Source organism: Erwinia sp. 198 (assembly GCF_003937915.1).
Classification (GTDB): Bacteria; Pseudomonadota; Gammaproteobacteria; order Enterobacterales; family Enterobacteriaceae; genus Erwinia; species Erwinia aeris.
In genome coordinates, this window is record NZ_RHUM01000004.1 from 99,840 (window position 1) to 119,118 (window position 19,279).

At 56.6% G+C, this 19,279-nt stretch carries 17 protein-coding genes; 13 read left to right on the plus strand and 4 right to left on the minus strand.

From position 1 onward, the window contains the following. Position 1 precedes the first annotated feature (1 nt). On the plus strand, positions 2–1,276 hold the full coding sequence (gene clpX, locus EGK14_RS07285; protein ID WP_125288430.1) for an ATP-dependent protease ATP-binding subunit ClpX: 1,275 nt from the start codon (positions 2–4) through the stop codon (positions 1,274–1,276). A gap of 133 nt (positions 1,277–1,409) precedes the next feature. On the opposite strand, the gene EGK14_RS07290 is transcribed toward clpX (EGK14_RS07285), so the two are convergent. Both EGK14_RS07290 and EGK14_RS07295 read right to left on the minus strand, forming a co-directional pair. Continuing rightward, entirely contained in the window at positions 1,410–2,465 is a 1,056-nt protein-coding gene (locus EGK14_RS07290) for an acyltransferase (RefSeq protein ID WP_125288431.1), read from the minus strand. 166 nt (positions 2,466–2,631) lie between these two features. Further along, a complete protein-coding gene (locus tag EGK14_RS07295) occupies positions 2,632–3,216 on the minus strand; it encodes an ATP-dependent Clp protease proteolytic subunit (RefSeq protein ID WP_125288432.1) in 585 nt (194 codons plus the stop codon). 308 nt (positions 3,217–3,524) lie between these two features. Here EGK14_RS07295 and clpX (EGK14_RS07300) point away from each other — a divergent pair, with 308 nt between their 5' ends. From clpX (EGK14_RS07300) to EGK14_RS07325, 6 genes are all read left to right on the plus strand, one after another. Beyond that, positions 3,525–4,802, plus strand: a complete 1,278-nt coding sequence (clpX, locus tag EGK14_RS07300) for an ATP-dependent protease ATP-binding subunit ClpX (RefSeq protein ID WP_125288433.1) — start codon at positions 3,525–3,527, stop codon at positions 4,800–4,802. A 187-nt stretch (positions 4,803–4,989) separates the two neighbouring features. Then, the gene (lon, locus tag EGK14_RS07305) at positions 4,990–7,344 is read left to right on the plus strand and encodes an endopeptidase La (protein ID WP_125288434.1); all 2,355 of its coding nucleotides are present in this window, start codon (positions 4,990–4,992) and stop codon (positions 7,342–7,344) included. Positions 7,345–7,555: 211 nt separating this feature from the next. After that, on the plus strand, positions 7,556–7,828 hold the full coding sequence (hupB, locus tag EGK14_RS07310; RefSeq protein ID WP_125288435.1) for a nucleoid-associated protein HU-beta: 273 nt from the start codon (positions 7,556–7,558) through the stop codon (positions 7,826–7,828). 200 nt (positions 7,829–8,028) lie between these two features. After that, positions 8,029–9,900, plus strand: a complete 1,872-nt coding sequence (gene ppiD, locus EGK14_RS07315; RefSeq protein WP_125288436.1) for a peptidylprolyl isomerase — start codon at positions 8,029–8,031, stop codon at positions 9,898–9,900. Between the two features lie 139 nt (positions 9,901–10,039). Then, complete coding sequence (locus tag EGK14_RS07320; protein WP_125288437.1) at positions 10,040–10,375, plus strand: helix-hairpin-helix domain-containing protein; 336 nt, start codon at positions 10,040–10,042, stop codon at positions 10,373–10,375. 103 nt (positions 10,376–10,478) lie between these two features. After that, positions 10,479–10,880 carry a thioesterase family protein gene (locus tag EGK14_RS07325; RefSeq protein WP_125288629.1) on the plus strand — a complete coding sequence of 134 codons (402 nt, stop codon included), beginning with the start codon at positions 10,479–10,481 and terminating at the stop codon, positions 10,878–10,880. On the opposite strand, the gene queC is transcribed toward EGK14_RS07325, so the two are convergent. Beyond that, entirely contained in the window at positions 10,872–11,567 is a 696-nt protein-coding gene (gene queC, locus EGK14_RS07330; protein ID WP_125288438.1) for a 7-cyano-7-deazaguanine synthase QueC, read from the minus strand. The two genes, EGK14_RS07325 and queC, sit on opposite strands and share 9 nt — an antisense overlap. A 136-nt stretch (positions 11,568–11,703) precedes the next feature. On the opposite strand from queC, the gene EGK14_RS21260 reads away from it, so the two are divergent. The 5 genes from EGK14_RS21260 (at position 11,704) to amtB (ending at position 17,579) form a co-directional block, all read left to right on the plus strand. Continuing rightward, positions 11,704–11,856 carry a hypothetical protein gene (locus EGK14_RS21260; RefSeq protein ID WP_158616033.1) on the plus strand — a complete coding sequence of 51 codons (153 nt, stop codon included), beginning with the start codon at positions 11,704–11,706 and terminating at the stop codon, positions 11,854–11,856. A 285-nt stretch (positions 11,857–12,141) separates the two neighbouring features. Next, on the plus strand, positions 12,142–13,917 hold the full coding sequence (locus tag EGK14_RS07335; protein WP_125288439.1) for a SmdA family multidrug ABC transporter permease/ATP-binding protein: 1,776 nt from the start codon (positions 12,142–12,144) through the stop codon (positions 13,915–13,917). After that, complete coding sequence (locus EGK14_RS07340; RefSeq protein WP_125288440.1) at positions 13,904–15,658, plus strand: SmdB family multidrug efflux ABC transporter permease/ATP-binding protein; 1,755 nt, start codon at positions 13,904–13,906, stop codon at positions 15,656–15,658. Before EGK14_RS07335 ends, EGK14_RS07340 begins: the two co-directional genes overlap by 14 nt. Before the next feature lie 260 nt (positions 15,659–15,918). Continuing rightward, the gene (gene glnK / locus EGK14_RS07345; RefSeq protein ID WP_125288441.1) at positions 15,919–16,257 is read left to right on the plus strand and encodes a P-II family nitrogen regulator; all 339 of its coding nucleotides are present in this window, start codon (positions 15,919–15,921) and stop codon (positions 16,255–16,257) included. Positions 16,258–16,277: 20 nt separating this feature from the next. After that, positions 16,278–17,579, plus strand: a complete 1,302-nt coding sequence (amtB, locus tag EGK14_RS07350) for an ammonium transporter AmtB (protein ID WP_370256072.1) — start codon at positions 16,278–16,280, stop codon at positions 17,577–17,579. Between the two features lie 59 nt (positions 17,580–17,638). On the opposite strand, the gene tesB is transcribed toward amtB, so the two are convergent. Further along, positions 17,639–18,499, minus strand: coding sequence for an acyl-CoA thioesterase II (tesB, locus tag EGK14_RS07355; RefSeq protein ID WP_125288443.1), 861 nt, complete (start codon positions 18,497–18,499; stop codon positions 17,639–17,641). Positions 18,500–18,698: 199 nt separating this feature from the next. Here tesB and EGK14_RS07360 point away from each other — a divergent pair, with 199 nt between their 5' ends. Then, positions 18,699–19,259 (plus strand): YbaY family lipoprotein, encoded by a 561-nt coding sequence (locus EGK14_RS07360; RefSeq protein ID WP_125288444.1) that lies wholly within the window; start codon positions 18,699–18,701, stop codon positions 19,257–19,259. Positions 19,260–19,279: the final 20 nt, after the last annotated feature.

Genomic DNA, 19,279 nt, shown 5'->3' on the forward strand with positions numbered 1-19,279 from the left:
AATGACAGATAAGCGCAAAGACGGTTCAGGGAAGCTGCTGTACTGCTCTTTTTGCGGCAAGAGCCAGCATGAAGTCCGCAAGCTGATTGCCGGCCCGTCAGTGTATGTCTGCGACGAATGCGTCGATTTATGTAACGACATCATTCGCGAAGAGATCAAAGAAGTCGCGCCCCACCGCGAGCGCAGTTCGCTGCCGACGCCGCACGAAATCCGCGAACATCTGGACGACTACGTTATCGGCCAGGAGCGGGCGAAGAAGGTGCTGTCGGTGGCGGTCTACAACCACTACAAGCGCCTGCGCAACGGCGATACCAGCAACGGCATCGAGCTGGGCAAAAGCAACATCCTGCTGATTGGCCCGACCGGCAGCGGCAAGACGCTGCTGGCGGAAACGCTGGCGCGCCTGCTGGACGTGCCGTTTACCATGGCCGACGCCACCACGCTGACCGAAGCGGGCTACGTGGGCGAGGACGTGGAAAACATCATCCAGAAGCTGCTGCAGAAGTGCGACTACGACGTGCAGAAAGCGCAGCGCGGCATTGTTTATATCGATGAAATCGACAAGATTTCCCGCAAGTCGGACAACCCGTCGATCACGCGCGACGTGTCGGGCGAGGGCGTGCAGCAGGCGCTGCTGAAGCTGATTGAGGGCACGGTCGCCGCGGTGCCGCCGCAGGGCGGGCGCAAGCATCCGCAGCAGGAGTTCCTGCAGGTGGACACCTCAAAAATCCTGTTTATCTGCGGCGGCGCGTTTGCCGGTCTGGACAAGGTTATCTCGCAGCGCGTGGACACCGGATCGGGCATCGGCTTCGGGGCGACGGTAAAAGGCAAGGCGGAGAAGGCGACGGAAGGCGAGCTGCTGGCGCAGGTGGAGCCGGAGGACCTGATTAAGTTCGGTCTGATCCCGGAGTTTATCGGCCGTCTGCCGGTGGTGGCAACGCTGACCGAGCTGAGCGAGGAAGCGCTGATCCAGATCCTGTGCGAGCCGAAGAACGCGCTGACCAAGCAGTATCAGGCGCTGTTCAGCCTGGAAGGAGTGGAGCTGGAGTTCCGCGAAGAGGCGCTGAAGGCGATAGCGGGCAAGGCGATGTCGCGCAAAACCGGCGCGCGCGGGCTGCGTTCAATCGTGGAGGGGGCGCTGCTGGACACGATGTACGACCTGCCGTCGATGGACGACGTGGAAAAAGTGGTGATCGACGAGTCGGTTATCGCGGGCGAATCGGAGCCGATGCTGATTTACGGCAAGGGCGAGGCGCAGCAGGCGTCCGGCGAATAGTTTTCTGTACGACCTGCCCCCCTGAAAAAGAGAGCCTTCCGGCTCTCTTTTTTTATCGGCCCTATTTCAGCTATTGACCGCCTGAAAGCCCTGACGAGTATCTCTGGCGTAGAGCTTGCTGTCTGTCGCACCCTCAGCCTGCTCTGACGCTACGGCCCCGCAGCATCTTCCACGCGCCGCCTCTTTCAATCAAATGGTAGAGATGTTTTGAAATAAATAGCGACAGCCCGATAAACAGCAGCAGAACCGCCACCTTAATCAGGGCAGAATCCAGGCCGACTCGGGCAAGATTATTAAAGACAATCCACTTCGCGGTATAAAAGTTGGCATGAAAGAGATAAAGCGAATAGGAGTACATGCCGATAGCGTGAAGTTTATCGAAGGCAAAGCCTTTAAAATCCGCCATGTTGGCCATCAGCAGTACAAAGGTCCAGGAAGGCAGGCACGACCCCAGCAGATCGCGGATTTGCAGATTGGTTATGCCCTGTCTGGCCATCAGCCACAGCAGCAGCATAGCGACAGGGATCAGCAAAAATACGGCGGAATTTTTTTTCACGTGGTGAAAACCCAGCTGCCGTCCGCACATACCGGCAATAAACGATAGCAGCGCAAGGTTGCCCGCCACGGATTTGAACGTAACGCCGTGCCAGCCGAGATAGCCATCATTACCCCAGGTCATGTTGGTCGCAACAAGAATGGCGAGCATCGTTACGGTGGTAAAGGAGAAAACAAAGGCCTTTTTGTTCAGCAACGTTTTGCCTACGCAAAGCAGCAGGTAAAAATAGAACTCGTAGACCAGCGTCCAGGCCGCCGGATTCGCCATTGATTCCGACCAGTTATAGGGCAACGCCTCTCTGTCCCACTCCGTCCAGGGGATGAGAAAGAGATTATGCAGAAGATAAGTTAATGAGCCGGTCTTGTGGAGCGTATATAAGATAAGGGGGAGGGAGAGGATAAGGTAGGCGGGATAGATCCTTTTTATTCTGTTTTTAATAAAGGCGCCCGCTGACTGATCCTCTCTGAAGGTGTGCATCATAATATAGCCGCTCAGGAAGAAGAACATCGATACGCCAACCTGTCCTGCACTGAAGAAGTGAGCAACGGCGCGGGGTGAGAGATGCTCCAGCACCACGCACAGCGCGGCCAGCCCCCTGACAATCTGCAGATTGTAGATTTCTTTACGGATCATTTTCTTTTCCTTAACGATAAACGGCAAGGAATATACACGGAGTTATCGCTGGTACATATTCTTGGGCGGGAGATTCGGATAATGCTTAGTTTTACTTATGATTAGGCGGCAAGGTGGAATAAAAAAAGCCTCCGGTGAAGGAGGCTTCAGCAGGGCGGAAAAAAGATTAACCTTTCAGCTCGTCCCAATGAGTGATCAGATGGCTGGCGATGCCGTATTCAATCGCCTGCTGTGGACCCATCCAGTAGTTGCTGTCCGTGTCCTGTTCCACTTTTTCCAGCGGTTGGCCGGTCGCTTTGCTGATCAGCCGGTTGATACGGTCGCGCGCGCGCAGCAGCTCGTTGGCTTCGATTTCAATATCGGAAACCTTGCCGCGTACGCCGCCCAGCGGCTGGTGGATCATAAAGCGGGTATTAGGCAGCGTGTAGCGATCTTCTTTCTCCGCCGCCAGGAAAATAGTGATGCCCGCGCTGGCTACCCAGCCGGTGCCGATAACCTGTACCTTCGGCTTCACGAATTTGATCATATCGTGAATGGTATCGCCAGCTTCGACGTGGCCGCCCTGGCTGTTGATAAACAGCTTGATCGGCTCATCGCCCATTTCCTGCAGGATAAGCAGCTGTGCGGTGACTTTCTCCGCCAGCGTCTGATCGATTTCGCCAGAAATGATCACAGATCGGGCTTGCAGTAACTTGTTAAGCGCCAGAGAGGATTTCTCTTCCGGGCTCTCTTTCTTTGGCTCCTGAGACATTATTTAGACTCCATAGGAAACGATCTGTATAAGTGACAAGAGTTTAGCATAATCCATTCAACAGCTAAATCAACTGTGGCGGCGCTGAATGATTGCCTGCCAAAACAGCGGCTTATTAGCCGTTCCCGTTAATTTTCATTACCTGTCGCCCGCTGCCTTACCGGATGCTGATGAAAAATTATGGTGGCTGACAGGCGCAGCGCGTCCCGGTTTTGCTGCCAAAACGCCCCTGAAATGCGCTATATTAGGATCTGGTCCATTAATGAACACAGCCTGTAAGGGCCGCTGATAAGCCATGAGGTTAACTGATGACAGATAAGCGCAAAGACGGTTCAGGGAAGCTGCTGTACTGCTCTTTTTGCGGCAAGAGCCAGCATGAAGTCCGCAAGCTGATTGCCGGCCCGTCAGTCTATATCTGCGACGAATGCGTCGATTTATGTAACGACATCATTCGCGAAGAGATCAAAGAAGTTGCGCCCCATCATCGCGAGCGCAGTTCGCTGCCGACGCCGCACGAAATCCGCGAACATCTGGACGACTACGTTATCGGCCAGGAGCGGGCGAAGAAGGTGCTGTCGGTGGCGGTCTACAACCACTATAAGCGCCTGCGTAACGGCGATACCAGCAACGGCATCGAGCTGGGCAAAAGCAACATCCTGCTGATTGGCCCGACCGGCAGCGGCAAGACGCTGCTGGCGGAAACGCTGGCGCGCCTGCTGGACGTGCCGTTTACCATGGCCGACGCCACCACGCTGACCGAAGCGGGCTACGTGGGCGAGGACGTGGAAAACATCATCCAGAAGCTGCTGCAGAAGTGCGACTACGACGTGCAGAAAGCGCAGCGCGGCATTGTTTATATCGATGAAATCGACAAGATTTCCCGCAAGTCGGACAACCCGTCGATCACGCGCGACGTGTCGGGCGAGGGCGTGCAGCAGGCGCTGCTGAAGCTGATTGAGGGCACGGTCGCCGCGGTGCCGCCGCAGGGCGGGCGCAAGCATCCGCAGCAGGAGTTCCTGCAGGTGGACACCTCAAAAATCCTGTTTATCTGCGGCGGCGCGTTTGCCGGTCTGGACAAGGTTATCTCGCAGCGCGTGGACACCGGATCGGGCATCGGCTTCGGGGCGACGGTAAAAGGCAAGGCGGAGAAGGCGACGGAAGGCGAGCTGCTGGCGCAGGTGGAGCCGGAGGCCCTGATTAAGTTCGGTCTGATCCCGGAGTTTATCGGCCGTCTGCCGGTGGTGGCAACGCTGACCGAGCTGAGCGAGGAAGCGCTGATCCAGATCCTGTGCGAGCCGAAGAACGCGCTGACCAAGCAGTATCAGGCGCTGTTCAGCCTGGAAGGGGTGGAGCTGGAGTTCCGCGAAGAGGCGCTGAAGGCGATAGCGGGCAAGGCGATGTCGCGCAAAACCGGCGCGCGCGGGCTGCGCTCAATCGTGGAGGGGGCGCTGCTGGACACGATGTACGACCTGCCGTCGATGGACGACGTGGAAAAAGTGGTGATCGACGAGTCGGTTATCGCGGGCGAATCGGAGCCGATGCTGATTTACGGCAAGGGCGAGGCGCAGCAGGCATCTGGCGAATAAATAACCACACCTTTCCAAGCGGTTAGCGTAAATGGGGGAAATTTTTCCCCCATTTACTTTTCTCTCGCACATAACGTTGAATGTCTTACATTCATCCCCATATACTCAACTACCTGTGGGTAAAACTGCATGCCTGACGATTGCGGTTCCCCTCACCCTGGCGGAAATTAAACTAAGAGAGAGCTCTATGAATCCTGAGCGTTCTGAACGCATTGAAATCCCTGTGTTGCCGTTGCGTGACGTAGTGGTTTATCCGCACATGGTAATTCCGTTGTTTGTAGGCCGTGAAAAATCGATTCGCTGCCTTGAAGCCGCCATGGATCATGACAAAAAGATCATGCTGGTCGCACAGAAAGAGGCTTCAACGGATGAACCTGGCATTAACGATCTCTTCTCTGTAGGGACCGTAGCGTCAATTTTACAGATGCTGAAGCTGCCTGACGGCACGGTGAAAGTGCTGGTCGAAGGGCTGCAGCGCGCGCATATCACGACGCTCGCCGATAACGGCGATCATTTTACGGCTCAGGCGGAGTATCTGGTTTCGCCTGAAATTGACGAACGCGAGCAGGAAGTGCTGGTCCGCACGGCGATTAACCAGTTTGAAGGCTATATCAAACTGAACAAGAAAATCCCGCCGGAAGTGCTGACCTCGCTGAACAGCATTGAAGACGCCGCGCGTCTTGCGGATACCGTCGCGGCCCATATGCCGCTGAAGCTGGCCGACAAACAGTCCGTGCTGGAGATGTCCGACGTCAATGAACGTCTGGAATATCTGATGGCGATGATGGAGTCGGAAATCGATCTGCTGCAGGTGGAAAAACGCATTCGTAACCGCGTTAAAAAGCAGATGGAAAAGAGCCAGCGCGAGTACTATCTGAATGAGCAGATGAAGGCGATTCAGAAAGAACTGGGCGAAATGGACGACGCGCCGGACGAAAACGAAGCGCTGAAGCGTAAAATCGACGCGGCGAAAATGCCAAAAGAGGCGCGCGATAAAACCGAAGCCGAGCTGCAGAAGCTGAAGATGATGTCGCCAATGTCGGCGGAAGCAACGGTGGTGCGCGGCTATATCGACTGGATGGTACAGGTGCCGTGGAACGCGCGCAGCAAGGTGAAGAAAGATCTGGTGAAGGCGCAGGAAACGCTGGATACCGATCACTTTGGCCTGGAGCGCGTGAAAGATCGTATCCTGGAATATTTAGCGGTACAAAGCCGCGTCAGCAAAATCAAAGGGCCGATCCTGTGCCTGGTCGGACCGCCGGGGGTGGGTAAAACCTCGCTGGGCCAGTCGATCGCCAAGGCGACCGGCCGTAAATACGTGCGTATGGCGCTGGGCGGCGTGCGCGACGAAGCGGAAATTCGCGGACACCGTCGTACCTATATTGGTTCTATGCCGGGCAAGCTGATCCAGAAAATGGCGAAGGTTGGCGTGAAGAACCCGCTGTTCCTGCTGGATGAGATCGACAAAATGTCCTCGGACATGCGTGGCGACCCGGCATCGGCCCTGCTGGAGGTACTGGATCCCGAGCAGAATATCGCTTTTAACGATCACTATCTGGAAGTCGACTACGACCTGTCTGACGTGATGTTTGTAGCGACGTCCAACTCCATGAACATTCCGGCACCGCTGCTGGACCGTATGGAAGTGATCCGTCTGTCGGGCTACACCGAGGATGAAAAGCTTAATATCGCTAAACAGCACCTGCTGCCGAAGCAGATTGAGCGTAACGCCCTGAAAGCGAGCGAGCTGACCGTAGACGACAGCGCTATCGTAGGTATCATTCGCTACTACACCCGTGAAGCGGGCGTGCGTAGCCTTGAGCGTGAGCTGTCGAAGCTGTGCCGTAAGGCAGTGAAAACGCTGCTGATGGATAAGAGCGTTACCCATATCGAAATCAATGCCGATAACCTGAAGGATTTCCTGGGCGTGCAGCGTTTCGACTATGGCCGTGCCGACAGCGAAAACCGCGTGGGACAGGTAACGGGTCTGGCATGGACGGAAGTGGGCGGCGATCTGCTGACCATCGAAACCGCCTGCGTGCCGGGCAAAGGCAAGCTGACCTATACCGGCTCGCTGGGCGAGGTGATGCAGGAGTCCATCCAGGCGGCCCTGACCGTGGTACGCGCGCGCGCAGAAAAGCTGGGCATTAACGGCGACTTCTACGAAAAACGTGATATTCACGTGCACGTGCCTGAAGGCGCTACGCCGAAAGATGGCCCAAGTGCGGGTATCGCCATGTGTACGGCGCTGGTTTCCTGTCTGACCGGTAACCCGGTGCGCGCCGATGTGGCGATGACCGGCGAGATCACGCTTCGTGGCCAGGTTCTGCCTATCGGCGGCCTGAAAGAGAAGCTGCTGGCAGCGCATCGCGGCGGCATCAAAACCGTGCTGATCCCGGATGAAAACAAGCGCGATCTGGAAGAAATTCCGGACAACGTGATTGCCGATCTGGATATCCACCCGGTTAAGCGTATCGAAGAAGTGCTGACGCTGGCCCTGCAAAACGCCCCATACGGCATGCAGGTCGCCACCGCGAAATAGTGATATAAGACAAAAAGACCCTAAATCCAGAGCTGGCAGACGAATTCGCACTTGCCAGCTTTTTTTTGTGCCGTTAATTTAGGGGGCTGTTAAGCCGGTGAAGGTCTGAACAGGCCCTGCTTTTACGACTCGACAAACAACGATAATTGATGCGTGCTCGTAACGGGGGGAAGCCCGTTTGCGAAGTAAATAATAAAGAGGGGATGATTGAGTGAATAAGTCACAGTTGATCGACAACATTGCTGCAAACGCTGATATCTCTAAAGCAGCGGCAGGACGCGTACTGGATGCTTTTATGGAAGCGGTAACCGACTCTCTTAAAGCGGGCGACGAAGTGGCGCTGGTAGGGTTTGGCACATTTTCCGTGCGTGAACGCGCAGAGCGTACCGGACGCAACCCGCAAACCGGTAAAGAAATTACTATCCCTGCGGGCAAAGTCCCGGGATTCCGCGCCGGTAAGGCGCTGAAAGACGCGGTTAATTAACGTCAGGCAAGCAATTTCTTCGGTGGAATGAGGACTGTCCTGACGTTCTCATGTACCATACGAGGCACATCACACTATGATGTGCCTTTTTTGTTTCAACGGTCGCAAGAGCCTGATACGCAGCGGCGTGGAGCGCCCCGGGAACGTGGGAAGCAAGCGCAAGGGTTTACATTCATAATACAGCGGAGTGTTGTCACACCATGATGGACAATTTACGCGCGGCGTCGAACCATGTCGTGCTCAAAATTATACTGGGTCTGATCATCCTCTCTTTTGTTCTGACCGGGGTGGGCAACTACCTGATCGGCGGCAATGGAGATTATGCAGCTAAGGTCAACGGCCAGGAAATCAGTCGCGCACAGTTGGAAAGAGCGTTCAGCAACGAACGTTCGCATCAGCAGGAAATGCTGGGCGAGCAGTTTTCACAGCTGGCCAGCAATCCCGCTTATCTTCAGCAGATCCGCCAGCAGGCGCTTTCTCAGCTGGTAGATGAAGCGCTGCTGGATCAGTATGCGAAAGATCTGCAGCTGGCGGTTAGCGACGATCAGATCAAGCAGGCTATTTTCAACCAGCCGGCCTTCCAGACTAACGGCAAATTCGATAACGCCCGTTATCTGGCGATTATTAACCAGATGAATCTCACTGCCGATCAGTACGCTCAGGCGCTGCGCAAGCAGCTGACTACGCAGCAGCTGATTGCCGCGGTGACCCGTACAGACTTTATGCTGCCGGGCGAAACGGAATCGCTGGCCGCGCTGGTTTCTCAGGAACGCCTGGTGCGTGAAGCGACTATTAACGTTGCGGCGCTGGCGGCGAAGCAGAACGTCAGCGACGAAGAAGTCAAAAACTACTACGAGCAGAATAAAAACAGCTTTATGGCGCCGGAGCAGTTCCGTGTCAGCTATATCAAGCTGGATGCGGCCTCGTTGCAGAAAGAGCCGAGCGAAAGCGATATTCAAAGCTGGTACGACAGCCATCAGCAGGACTATACCCAGCCGCAGCGCAGCCGTTTCAGCGTGATCCAAACTAAAACCGAAGCCGATGCGCAGGCGGTTCTGGACGCGCTGAAAAAAGGCGGCGATTTTGCCGCGCTGGCGAAAGAGAAATCTATCGATCCTATCTCTGCCCGCAAAGGTGGCGATATGGGCTGGCTGGAGCCGGACACCACGCCGGACGAGCTGAAAAGCGCCAACCTGACGCAGAAAGGTCAGCTGTCGGGCGTGATCAAATCCTCCGTCGGCTTTATCGTTGCTCGTCTTGAAGACGTTCAGCCGCAGCAGATTAAGCCGCTGGCGGCCGTACACGACGACATCGCTGCTAAGGTGAAACACGAAACGGCCGTCGACGCTTATTACAAGCTGCAGCAGAAAGTGAGCGACGCGGCCAGCAATGATAACGAGTCGCTGGCGAGCGCTGAAGAAGCGGCAGGCGTGAAAGCAGTGGAAACTGACTGGTTCAGTCACGACAATCCACCCGCCGAGCTGAATTTCAGAGCGGTAGAGCAGGCGATCTTTAACGGTGGTCTGCTGGGGGATAACGGCGCGCCAGGCAGCAACTCCGATATCATCACGGTTGATGGCGATCGCGCTTTTGTGCTGCGGATCGCCGCCCACAGGCCGGAAGCGGTTAAACCACTGGCTGCGGTCAGTGCCGAAATCGTAGCCACGCTGAAAAACCAGAAGGCGCAGGCGGAAGCGAAGGCGCAGGCGGAAAAACTGCTGGCCGATCTGCAGGCGGGCAAAGGGATGGATGCCATGAAGGCAGCTAATCTTAGCTTTAGCGAGCAGAAAACGCTGACGCGCAGTGGTCAGGATGCGATCGCGCAGTCCGCCTTTGCGCTGGCGCTGCCGACCAAAGATAAGCCTGTTTACGGTATCAGCGAGGACGGGCAGGGCAACGTTGTGCTGCTGGCGCTGGATCAGGTACGCAGCGGCACGCTGCCGGAAGCGCAGAAGAAAGCGATGGTGCAGGGCATCACGCAGAACAATGCGCAGATCGCTTTTGAAGCGCTGCTGAGTAACCTGCGCAAGGAAGGCAAGATCAAGTACGGCGCAGCCGCGCAGGCGCAATAAGCCTCGCAAAAATCCTGCAGGTTATTGCAAATCCAAAGGCCGCTTATGCGGCCTTTTCCATTTCTGTAATCTGCCGTTTGTGGCGCCGTTTGGTTGGGCGTAGCCTGACGTTGCTGTCAAACACATGGAGGAGAACAGCATGAAAACGACCTTACAGGCTTTATGTTTTACCCTGCTGCTGGGCGGCACTACGCCGCTGTACGCCGGGCCTGCCATCGATAACGTCAGCGCCCGGCAGGCCAGCGCGCAGTCGAGCGAGGAAAAGAAACCGCCGCAAAGCGAATCGGTCAGCATTAATCACGCCACGGCCGAAGAGCTGAGCGCCGTAATGAACGGCGTAGGGCTAAAAAAGGCGCAGGCTATTATCAGCTATCGCGAGCAATACGGCCCTTTTACGCAGATAGAGCAGCTGAAAGAAGTGCCGGGTATTGGTAATGCGTTGGTAGAGAGGAACCTGACCAGACTGAAACTGTGATCGCTTTCTCGACTTGCCGTTGCGGCCCCACGCATCGTAGCGTACAGGCTGCTACGCTGAAAGAGGTCATACCAGTCGGTATGGCCTTTTTGAGGAGAAAATGATGCAGATTACGATTAAGGTTCGCGGTTATCATTTGGATGTTTATCAACACGTCAACAACGCGCGCTATTTAGAATTTCTGGAAGAAGCGCGCTGGGCCTGGCTGGAAAAGCTGGCCGCCTTTCGATGGATGAATGATAACCGGCTGGCTTTTATCGTGGTTAATATTAACATTAACTATCGCCGCCCGGCGGTGCTGGGCGACGAGCTGGCGATAGCCAGCCATCTGGTGCAGCTGGGCGGAAAAAGCGGCGTTATCGGCCAGACCATCACGTTGCTGCCGGAGGGGGAAGCAATAGCCGATGCGACGCTGACCTTTGTCTGCATCGATCTGCGCACGCAAAAAGCGCAGCCGATCGTCGGCGAGCTGAAGCAGCGGCTGGAAGAGATGCTGTCAGCGTAGCCCGGTTTTGCGCTGCATTTCCTGCATCACCGTAGCGCTGTTGATCTGGTAATCGCGCAGGCCGTTGGCACGCAGGTGGCAGGCAGCGCATTCGCCGCAGCCGTCGCCCTTGATGCCGTTATAGCAGGTAAGCGTGTCGTTGCGCACCAGCGCCAGCTGCTGCCAGTAGTCCGCCAGCGCCCAGGTTTCGGCTTTGTTCAGCCACATCAGCGGCGTTTCGAAGCGAACCGGACGCGCCATACCCAGCTCCACGGCATGGTTCAGCGCCTTAACAAATTCGTCGCGGCAGTCCGGGTAACCGGAAAAGTCGGTTTCGCAAACGCCGGTAATTACCGCTTCGGCCTCAACCTGATAAGCATAAATCGAGGCCAGCGTCAGGAACAGGATATTACGTCCCGGTACAAAGGTGCTTGGCAGGCCGCTGGCATCGGGATCCCAGGCCGGAACCGGGATGCTGTCGCGGGTCAGGCTGCTAACGGCCAGCTCGTTAAGCAGCGTGACGTCCAGCACTTTGTGCGCTCTTGCGCCCAGCGACTGCGCCAGCTCGCGAGCGACATCGATCTCTGCACGATGCCGCTGACCATAGTCAAAGGTCAGGCAGTGCACTTCGTCATACTGCCGCAAAGCCTGAATCAGACAGGTGGTTGAATCCTGTCCGCCGCTGAATACCACTACTGCACGTTTCATACTTTTTACCTCATTAATCTGTTGGGACGTATGGTACTGCCTGACGTGGGATAAAAACAGGGGCAGGAGCCGCGCATGTTGGCCAGCCAGCTGGAGCCCGGAATAGCGTTGTGTTGCCCGCGCGCAAGCTGACAACATGGCTATAGTCACTAAACCTGACGGCAACGCCCTGGCGATTCAGGACGTTGCGGGCAGGCGTTCCTGTGGTTCGCAAAACGCTGTTGCTTCGGATAACAGCGGGCTGAACGTAACGCATTTACGGGAAAATCATTTACGCTATTCCCTGTAAACTACATGGGCAACGGAGATTTATTCTTCTGCAGGCGCATACAAAACATAAAACAGGGTCCAGGCTGTTTTTACGGCACCTGATAGCGGAACAAGGCCACCGTAAATTATGGCGGATGCCGCGTCTCTCATTACCCCGATATGCCGGAAACGCTTGAAATAGCCGGAACAGGAAAGCTATATTCGCGGCCGGGTCGCGCTGATGGAGGCGGTCCAGAGAAATAAATACACATTGGCGCTGCCGCTGAACAACGGCGCTCGCCCAAACCTGACCAGGACGTTTATTGTGCGACTTTTCAGCCAGTTGAGCTGGTACTTTATGCGTGAATGGCGCCGCTATCTTGGCGCCGTTTTTCTGCTGATTATCATTGCGCTGCTGCAGCTGCTGCCGCCGAAGCTTGTCGGTACTATCGTGGACGGCGTCTCCCATCAGCAGATGAGCGCTTCGCGCCTGCTGATGTGGGTGGGCGTGATGCTGCTCACGGCTATTGTGGTCTATCTGCTGCGCTACGTCTGGCGCGTGCTGCTTTTCGGCGCCTCCTATCAGCTGGCCGTCGAGCTTCGGCAGGACTTCTATCGTCAGCTCAGCCGTCAGCATCCCGAGTTTTACCTGCGTCACCGTACCGGCGATCTGATCGCCCGCGCCACCAACGATGTCGATCGGGTGGTGTTTGCCGCCGGAGAAGGCGTGCTGACGCTGGTTGACTCGCTGGTGATGGGGCTGGCGGTGCTGGTGGTAATGAGCACGCAGATTAGCTGGCAGCTGACCCTGCTGGCGCTGCTGCCGATGCCGGTCATGGCAATAGCGATTAAACGCTACGGCGACCAGCTGCATCATCGTTTTAAGCATGCTCAGGCCGCCTTTTCGTCGCTTAACGACAGAACGCAGGAGAGCCTGACCAGCATCCGTATGATCAAAGCCTTTGGGCTGGAAGACCATCAGTCTGGACAGTTCGCCGATATCGCCCGCGACACGGGTCAAAAAAACCTGCGCGTGGCGCGGATTGACGCTCGCTTCGATCCCACTATTTATATTGCCATCGGGCTGTCGAACCTGCTGGCGATCGGCGGCGGCAGCTGGCTGGTCTGGCACGGTCAAATGACGCTGGGCCAGCTGACCAGCTTTGTCATGTACCTTGGCCTGATGATCTGGCCAATGCTGGCGCTGGCCTGGATGTTCAATATCGTCGAGCGCGGCAGCGCGGCCTGGAGCCGTATCCGCACGCTGCTGGCAGAGGCGCCGGCGGTAGAGGATGGCAGTAAAACGCTGCCGGAAGATCGCGGCCAGCTGCAAATCGCTATCAGGGAATTTTGCTATCCTGGCGCGCAGCAGCCCTCGCTGCACCATATTAACGTTAACCTTAAGCCCGGCCAGATGCTGGGGCTTTGTGGGCCGACAGGCGCCGGGAAAAGCACGCTGTTAAGCCTGATCCAGCGGCACTTCGATATTGCGCAGGGCGACATCCGCTATCACGGTATTCCGCTGCCGCAGCTGCGCCTGGACAGCTGGCGTAGCCGCATGGCGGTCGTCAGCCAGACGCCGTTTCTTTTTTCCGATACCATTGCCAACAATATCGCATTGGGTCGGCCTACGGCGCAGCAAAGCGATATTGAGCGCGCCGCACGGCTCGCCTGCGTACATGAAGATATTCTTCGACTGCCCCAGGGCTACGATACCGAAGTCGGCGAGCGTGGGGTGATGCTTTCCGGCGGACAGAAGCAGCGTATATCTATTGCCAGAGCGTTGTTGCTGAACGCGGAAATCCTGATCCTGGACGATGCGCTGTCGGCGGTCGATGGCCGTACTGAACACCAGATACTGCATAATTTAAGAAAATGGGGCGCAGGAAGAACCGTGATTATTAGCGCGCACCGTTTGTCCGCCCTGACGGAAGCCAGTGAAATCCTGGTGATGCAGCAGGGCACAGTGGCCCAGCGCGGGCAACATGAGGCGCTGATTGCCCAGAACGGTTGGTATCAGGATATGTATCGTTATCAGCAGCTGGAAGCCGCGCTGGACGAGGACGAAATCGCGAAAGGGGTGCCGCATGGCGAATCTTAATCAGCTCTGGCCCACGCTGAAACGCCTGCTGCGCTACGGCTCGCCGTGGCGGAAATCGCTTGGCCTGGCGATAGTATTGCTGTGGGTAGCGGCGGTGGCGGAAGTGCTCGGCCCGGTGCTGGTCAGCTATTTTATCGATAACATGGTGGCGAAGCATTCGATGCCGCTGGGGCTGGTCACGGGGCTGGCCGTCAGCTTTATCCTGCTGCAAATCCTGGCCGCCGCGCTGCACTACTGGCAGTCGCTGCTGTTTAACGAGGCGGCGGTAGGCGTAGTGCAGCGGCTGCGTACGGACGTAATGGATGCCGCGCTGCGCCAGCCGCTGAGCGCTTTTGATACCCAACCCGTCGGCCAGATTATTTCACGCGTGACCAATGACACCGAAGTCGTGCGCGATCTCTACGTCACCGTGGTAGCCACCGTGCTGCGCAGCGCGGCGCTGATCGGTGCCATGCTGGTGGCAATGTTCAGCCTCGACTGGCGCATGGCGCTGGTGGCGATAATGATTTTTCCGGCCGTGCTGACCGTAATGTTGATTTATCAGCGCTACAGTACGCCTGTCGTACGGCGAGTGCGTAGCTATCTGGCCGATATTAACAACGGTTTTAATGAAGTGATCAGCGGCATGAGCGTGATCCAGCAGTTTCGTCAGCAGGCGCGCTTTGGTGAGCGGATGAGCGAAGCTAGCCGATCCCACTATCTGGCGAGAATGGAAACGCTACGGCTGGATGGCTTTCTGCTCCGGCCGCTGCTCAGCCTGTTTTCCGCCATGATCCTGTGCGGGCTGATGCTGCTGTTTGGCTTCTCCTCCAGCGGCAGTTTCGAGGTTGGCGTGCTTTACGCGTTTATTAACTACCTGGGCAGACTGAACGAGCCGTTGATTGAGCTGACCACCCAGCAGTCGATGCTGCAACAGGCGGTAGTGGCCGGCGAGCGCATTTTTGAACTGATGGACGCGCCTCGCCAGCACTATGGTCAAGATAGTCGGCCGCTGGCCTCCGGCCGTATTGATATCGAAAATCTGAGCTTCGCCTATCGCGACGATCGCAACGTGCTCAACGATATCAACCTTAGCGTGCCTTCACGCAGCTTTGTGGCGCTGGTCGGCCACACCGGCAGCGGGAAAAGCACGCTCGCTAATTTGTTGATGGGCTATTACCCGGTGCGGCAGGGCGAAATTCGCCTGGACGGCAGGCCGCTGACCGGGCTGAGCCACGGCGTGCTGCGCGAAGGCGTGGCCATGGTGCAGCAGGATCCGGTGGTGCTGGCCGACACCTTTTTCGCTAACGTAGCGCTGGGGCGTGCCGTAAGCGAGGAAGCGGTCTGGCACGCGCTGGAAACCGTTCAGCTTGCCGAACTGGCGCGCTCGCTCTCCGACGGTATTTATACGCGGCTGGGCGAGCAGGGCAACAATCTTTCCGTGGGTCAGAAGCAGCTGCTGGCGATGGCGCGCGTGCTGGTCGCCTCGCCGCAAATTCTGATCCTGGATGAAGCGACCGCGAATATTGATTCCGGTACGGAACAGGCGATCCAGAAGGCGCTAAAGGCCGTTCGTCAGCAAACCACGCTGGTGGTTATTGCTCACCGACTCTCCACCATCATTGAAGCGGAAACCATTCTGGTGCTGCACAGAGGCCATGTGGTGGAGCAGGGTAACCATCAGCAGCTGTTGGCGAAACAGGGCCGTTACTGGCAGATGTATCAGCTACAGCTGGCGGGCGAAGAACTCGAAGAGACATAACGGCAAAGCGTACCGCTTCGCTGCACTAAAAGCAGGCGGTCGATCTGATAAAACGGCGTCGATGCACAATTTCGACGCGTAACGCACCTTAATGGTGCGTTTTCTTTTTCCCTCTATGCTTAACGTTATCACCAGGCCGTTATGCGTACGCCCTGTCTGCCGCCGCGCCTTTTAATACGCGCGTTTCTGATTTATGGCACAGCCTTTGCTTTGGTTAACGCAGGGCGGAATCACCGTTTTCTTTAGCTGGAGGGGATCGTATGAAGCTGGTTACCGTGGTAATCAAACCGTTTAAATTAGAAGACGTGCGCGAGGCGCTTTCTGCCATTGGCATTCAGGGCCTGACCGTCACCGAAGTCAAGGGATTTGGTCGCCAGAAAGGCCATGCCGAGCTTTATCGCGGCGCTGAATACAGCGTGAACTTCCTGCCAAAAGTTAAAATCGATGTGGCGATAGCGGACGACCAGCTGGACGAGGTTGTCGACGTTATCAGCAAGGCCGCCTATACCGGCAAAATTGGCGACGGTAAGATTTTTGTCGCTGAACTGCAGCGGGTTATCCGTATTCGCACTGGCGAAGCGGATGAAGCCGCACTCTGATCTCGGGGCTAAGAATTGTGATGGGATGGGATAAAATGAGAAAAATGACTACCTTCGGCCTCGCCAGCCTCAGCCTGCTGCCCTCGCTTGCGATGGCGGCGCCGCCAGCCGTGGCGGACAAGGCCGATAACGCCTTTATGATGATTTGCACCGCGCTGGTGCTGTTTATGACGCTACCCGGCATCGCGCTTTTCTACGGTGGCCTGATCCGGGCCAAAAACGTACTGTCCATGCTGACTCAGGTTTCCGTGACCTTTGCGATGGTGTGCGTTATCTGGATGCTCTACGGCTATTCGCTGGCCTTCAGCACGGGAAACGCTTTCTTTGGCGACTTCAGCATGGCGATGTTGAAAAACATTCAGCTGACGGCGCTGGTTGGTACCTTCTACCAATATATCCACGTTTCATTCCAGGCTTCCTTTGCCTGCATTACCGTTGGCCTGATCGTTGGCGCGCTGGCCGAGCGTATCCGTTTCTCTGCGGTGCTGATCTTTGTGGCTATCTGGGTCACTTTCTCCTATCTGCCCATCGCGCACATGGTCTGGTCCGGCGGGCTGCTGGCGCAGGACGGCGCGCTGGACTTTGCCGGCGGTACCGTAGTGCATATCAACGCTGCGGTTGCCGGTCTGGTCGGCGCTTACCTGGTCGGCAAACGCGCGGGTTTTGGCAAAGAAGCCTTTAAACCGCATAACCTGCCGATGGTCTTCACCGGCACGGCGATCCTGTATGTCGGCTGGTTCGGCTTTAACGCCGGTTCGGCGAGCGCGGCTAACGAAATCGCGGCGCTGGCATTCCTGAACACCGTTATGGCGACCGCAGGCGCGATGCTGAGCTGGACGTTTGGCGAGTGGGCGCTGCGCGGCAAGCCTTCGCTGCTGGGCGTCTGCTCCGGGGCGATCGCGGGTCTGGTAGCGATTACGCCAGCCTGTGGCTATGTTGGCGTCGGCGGCGCGTTGGTTATCGGTATTATCGGCGGTCTGGCGGGCCTGTGGGGCGTCACCGTGCTGAAAAGATGGCTGCGCGTTGACGATCCCTGTGACGTATTCGGCGTGCACGGCGTGTGCGGTATTGTGGGCTGCATCCTGACCGGTGTTTTTGCTTCTTCTTCACTGGGCGGCGTAGGCTATGCCTCTGGCGTAACGATGGGGCATCAGATCTGGGTGCAGCTCTATAGCGTAGGCATTACGGTGGTCTGGACCGGCGTGGTCGCCTTCATCGCCTTTAAGGTAGCGGATATGACAGTTGGCCTGCGCGTCACCGAAGATCACGAACGTGAAGGTCTGGATGTGAACAGCCACGGCGAAAACGCTTATAACCAGTAAGCCGGCTCGCCGCTGCTCTCGCTAACAAACCCCGCGCTCTGCGGGGTTTGTTATTTCAGCTACTGACGCAGGCGCATCACGCCTTCCTGCACCGTTGAAGCGACCAGTATCCCATCCCGGGTAAAGAATTCGCCGCGCACAAAGCCTCTGGCGCCGGATGCCGACGTGCTCTCCACGCTATAGAGCAGCCACTGATTCAGGTCGAAAGGGCGGTGAAACCACATTGAGTGATCGATAGTGGCGACCTGCATTCCCGGTTCCAGAAATCCTTTGCCATGCGGCTGTAGCGCGACCGGCAGGAAGTTAAAGTCCGAAGCGTAGCCCAGCAGGTATTGGTGTATACGCCTGTCGTCCGGCATGGGGCCGTTAGCCCGCAGCCAGACATGGCGCACCGGTTCATCCACCTGGCCTTTCAGCGGGTTATGAAATTTAACCGGGCGGATTTCAAAGGGTTTTTCTGACAGGAACTTTTCGCGCGCCTTTTCAGGAATAAAATGCGACAGCTGTTTGGCGATTTCGCCTTCCGTGGTGAGGGATTCAGGGCCAGCAACGTCCGGCATCGGTTTCTGATGTTCAAAACCCGTTTCCGGCGCCTGGAAAGAGGCCGTCATATAAAAAATAGGCTGGCCGTTCTGGATGGCGCTTACCCGACGGGCGCTAAAGCTGTGACCATCGCGCAGGGTTTCCACATCGTAAATAATGGCTTTCTGACTGTCGCCAGGCCGCAAAAAGTAGCTGTGGAACGAATGGATAATGCGCTCCGCCGGGACCGTCTGCTTGGCGGCATAAAGCGCCTGGCCAACCACCTGACCGCCAAAAACCTGACGCAGGCCAAGATCCTCGCTCTGGCCGCGAAACAGACCCTCTTCCAGCTTTTCCAGGTTCATTAAATTTAATAGTTCTTGCAGTGCCTGACTCATGGCGGCTTCCTCAATAGTCGGTTCCCTTTCAGTTTGCGAAACCGAACCCGCTGTCGTCAACGTTGAGGAAAAATATTCTTCCGCACGCGTTCCTCATATGGCTTACAGGCGAAAATCAATAACCTGTGCCAGAATTAAGGCTTACGGGGCAGGCTGACTGTCCCTTACGTCCCGCATTGATCGCAAGGAGAATAAATCAATGAAACTTTGGCCTGTATTGACCGGCGCCGCTTTGGCGGTCGCACTTTCCGGATGTGCTGATAAAGGTAGAGATGTCCCCACGCCGACGCTGGCTTCCAAAGTCGCGGGGGAAGCAGATACGCTGCGCCAGCCGCACGTTAGCGGAACCATTACGCTACCGGCCAACGTACGCCTGCCGCCTGATGCTTCATTGACCGTGATGCTTTCTGATGCTTCCCTGTCAGACGCGCCGGCAAAAGTGATTTCACAGCGCGTGGTGCTGACCGATGGCAAACAGGCGCCGTTCAAATTTATCCTGCCTTTCAATCCGGCGGACATTCAGCCCAACGCCAGGATCCTGCTGAGCGCAGCGGTAATTGTCGATCGCAACGTCGTATTAATAGCCGATTCTATTAAGCCGGTTATCAACGGCGGCGGTACAAAAGACCAGACGCTTAACCTGAAGGCCGTGCCGGCGAAAGCCTTACCGACGGCACAACGCGCGCCTGTAGCGGTACCTTCGACTTCACCTACGCTGGTGACGCCGGCCTCAACCGTGCCTGCGCCAACTTCACTGTAATGGTTACCGCCCCTTTATGG

Excerpts from the sequence above, each read along its gene's own strand:
- clpX (WP_125288430.1), top strand. The coding sequence starts at position 2 with ATGACAGATAAGCGCAAAGACGGTTCAGGGAAGCTGCTGTACTGCTCT.
- EGK14_RS07290 (WP_125288431.1), bottom strand. The coding sequence starts at position 2,465 with ATGATCCGTAAAGAAATCTACAATCTGCAGATTGTCAGGGGGCTGGCC.
- EGK14_RS07295 (WP_125288432.1), bottom strand. The coding sequence starts at position 3,216 with ATGTCTCAGGAGCCAAAGAAAGAGAGCCCGGAAGAGAAATCCTCTCTG.
- clpX (WP_125288433.1), top strand. The coding sequence starts at position 3,525 with ATGACAGATAAGCGCAAAGACGGTTCAGGGAAGCTGCTGTACTGCTCT.
- lon (WP_125288434.1), top strand. The coding sequence starts at position 4,990 with ATGAATCCTGAGCGTTCTGAACGCATTGAAATCCCTGTGTTGCCGTTG.
- ppiD (WP_125288436.1), top strand. The coding sequence starts at position 8,029 with ATGATGGACAATTTACGCGCGGCGTCGAACCATGTCGTGCTCAAAATT.
- EGK14_RS07320 (WP_125288437.1), top strand. The coding sequence starts at position 10,040 with ATGAAAACGACCTTACAGGCTTTATGTTTTACCCTGCTGCTGGGCGGC.
- EGK14_RS07325 (WP_125288629.1), top strand. The coding sequence starts at position 10,479 with ATGCAGATTACGATTAAGGTTCGCGGTTATCATTTGGATGTTTATCAA.
- queC (WP_125288438.1), bottom strand. The coding sequence starts at position 11,567 with ATGAAACGTGCAGTAGTGGTATTCAGCGGCGGACAGGATTCAACCACC.
- EGK14_RS21260 (WP_158616033.1), top strand. The coding sequence starts at position 11,704 with ATGGCTATAGTCACTAAACCTGACGGCAACGCCCTGGCGATTCAGGAC.
- EGK14_RS07340 (WP_125288440.1), top strand. The coding sequence starts at position 13,904 with ATGGCGAATCTTAATCAGCTCTGGCCCACGCTGAAACGCCTGCTGCGC.
- glnK (WP_125288441.1), top strand. The coding sequence starts at position 15,919 with ATGAAGCTGGTTACCGTGGTAATCAAACCGTTTAAATTAGAAGACGTG.
- amtB (WP_370256072.1), top strand. The coding sequence starts at position 16,278 with ATGGGATGGGATAAAATGAGAAAAATGACTACCTTCGGCCTCGCCAGC.
- tesB (WP_125288443.1), bottom strand. The coding sequence starts at position 18,499 with ATGAGTCAGGCACTGCAAGAACTATTAAATTTAATGAACCTGGAAAAG.
- EGK14_RS07360 (WP_125288444.1), top strand. The coding sequence starts at position 18,699 with ATGAAACTTTGGCCTGTATTGACCGGCGCCGCTTTGGCGGTCGCACTT.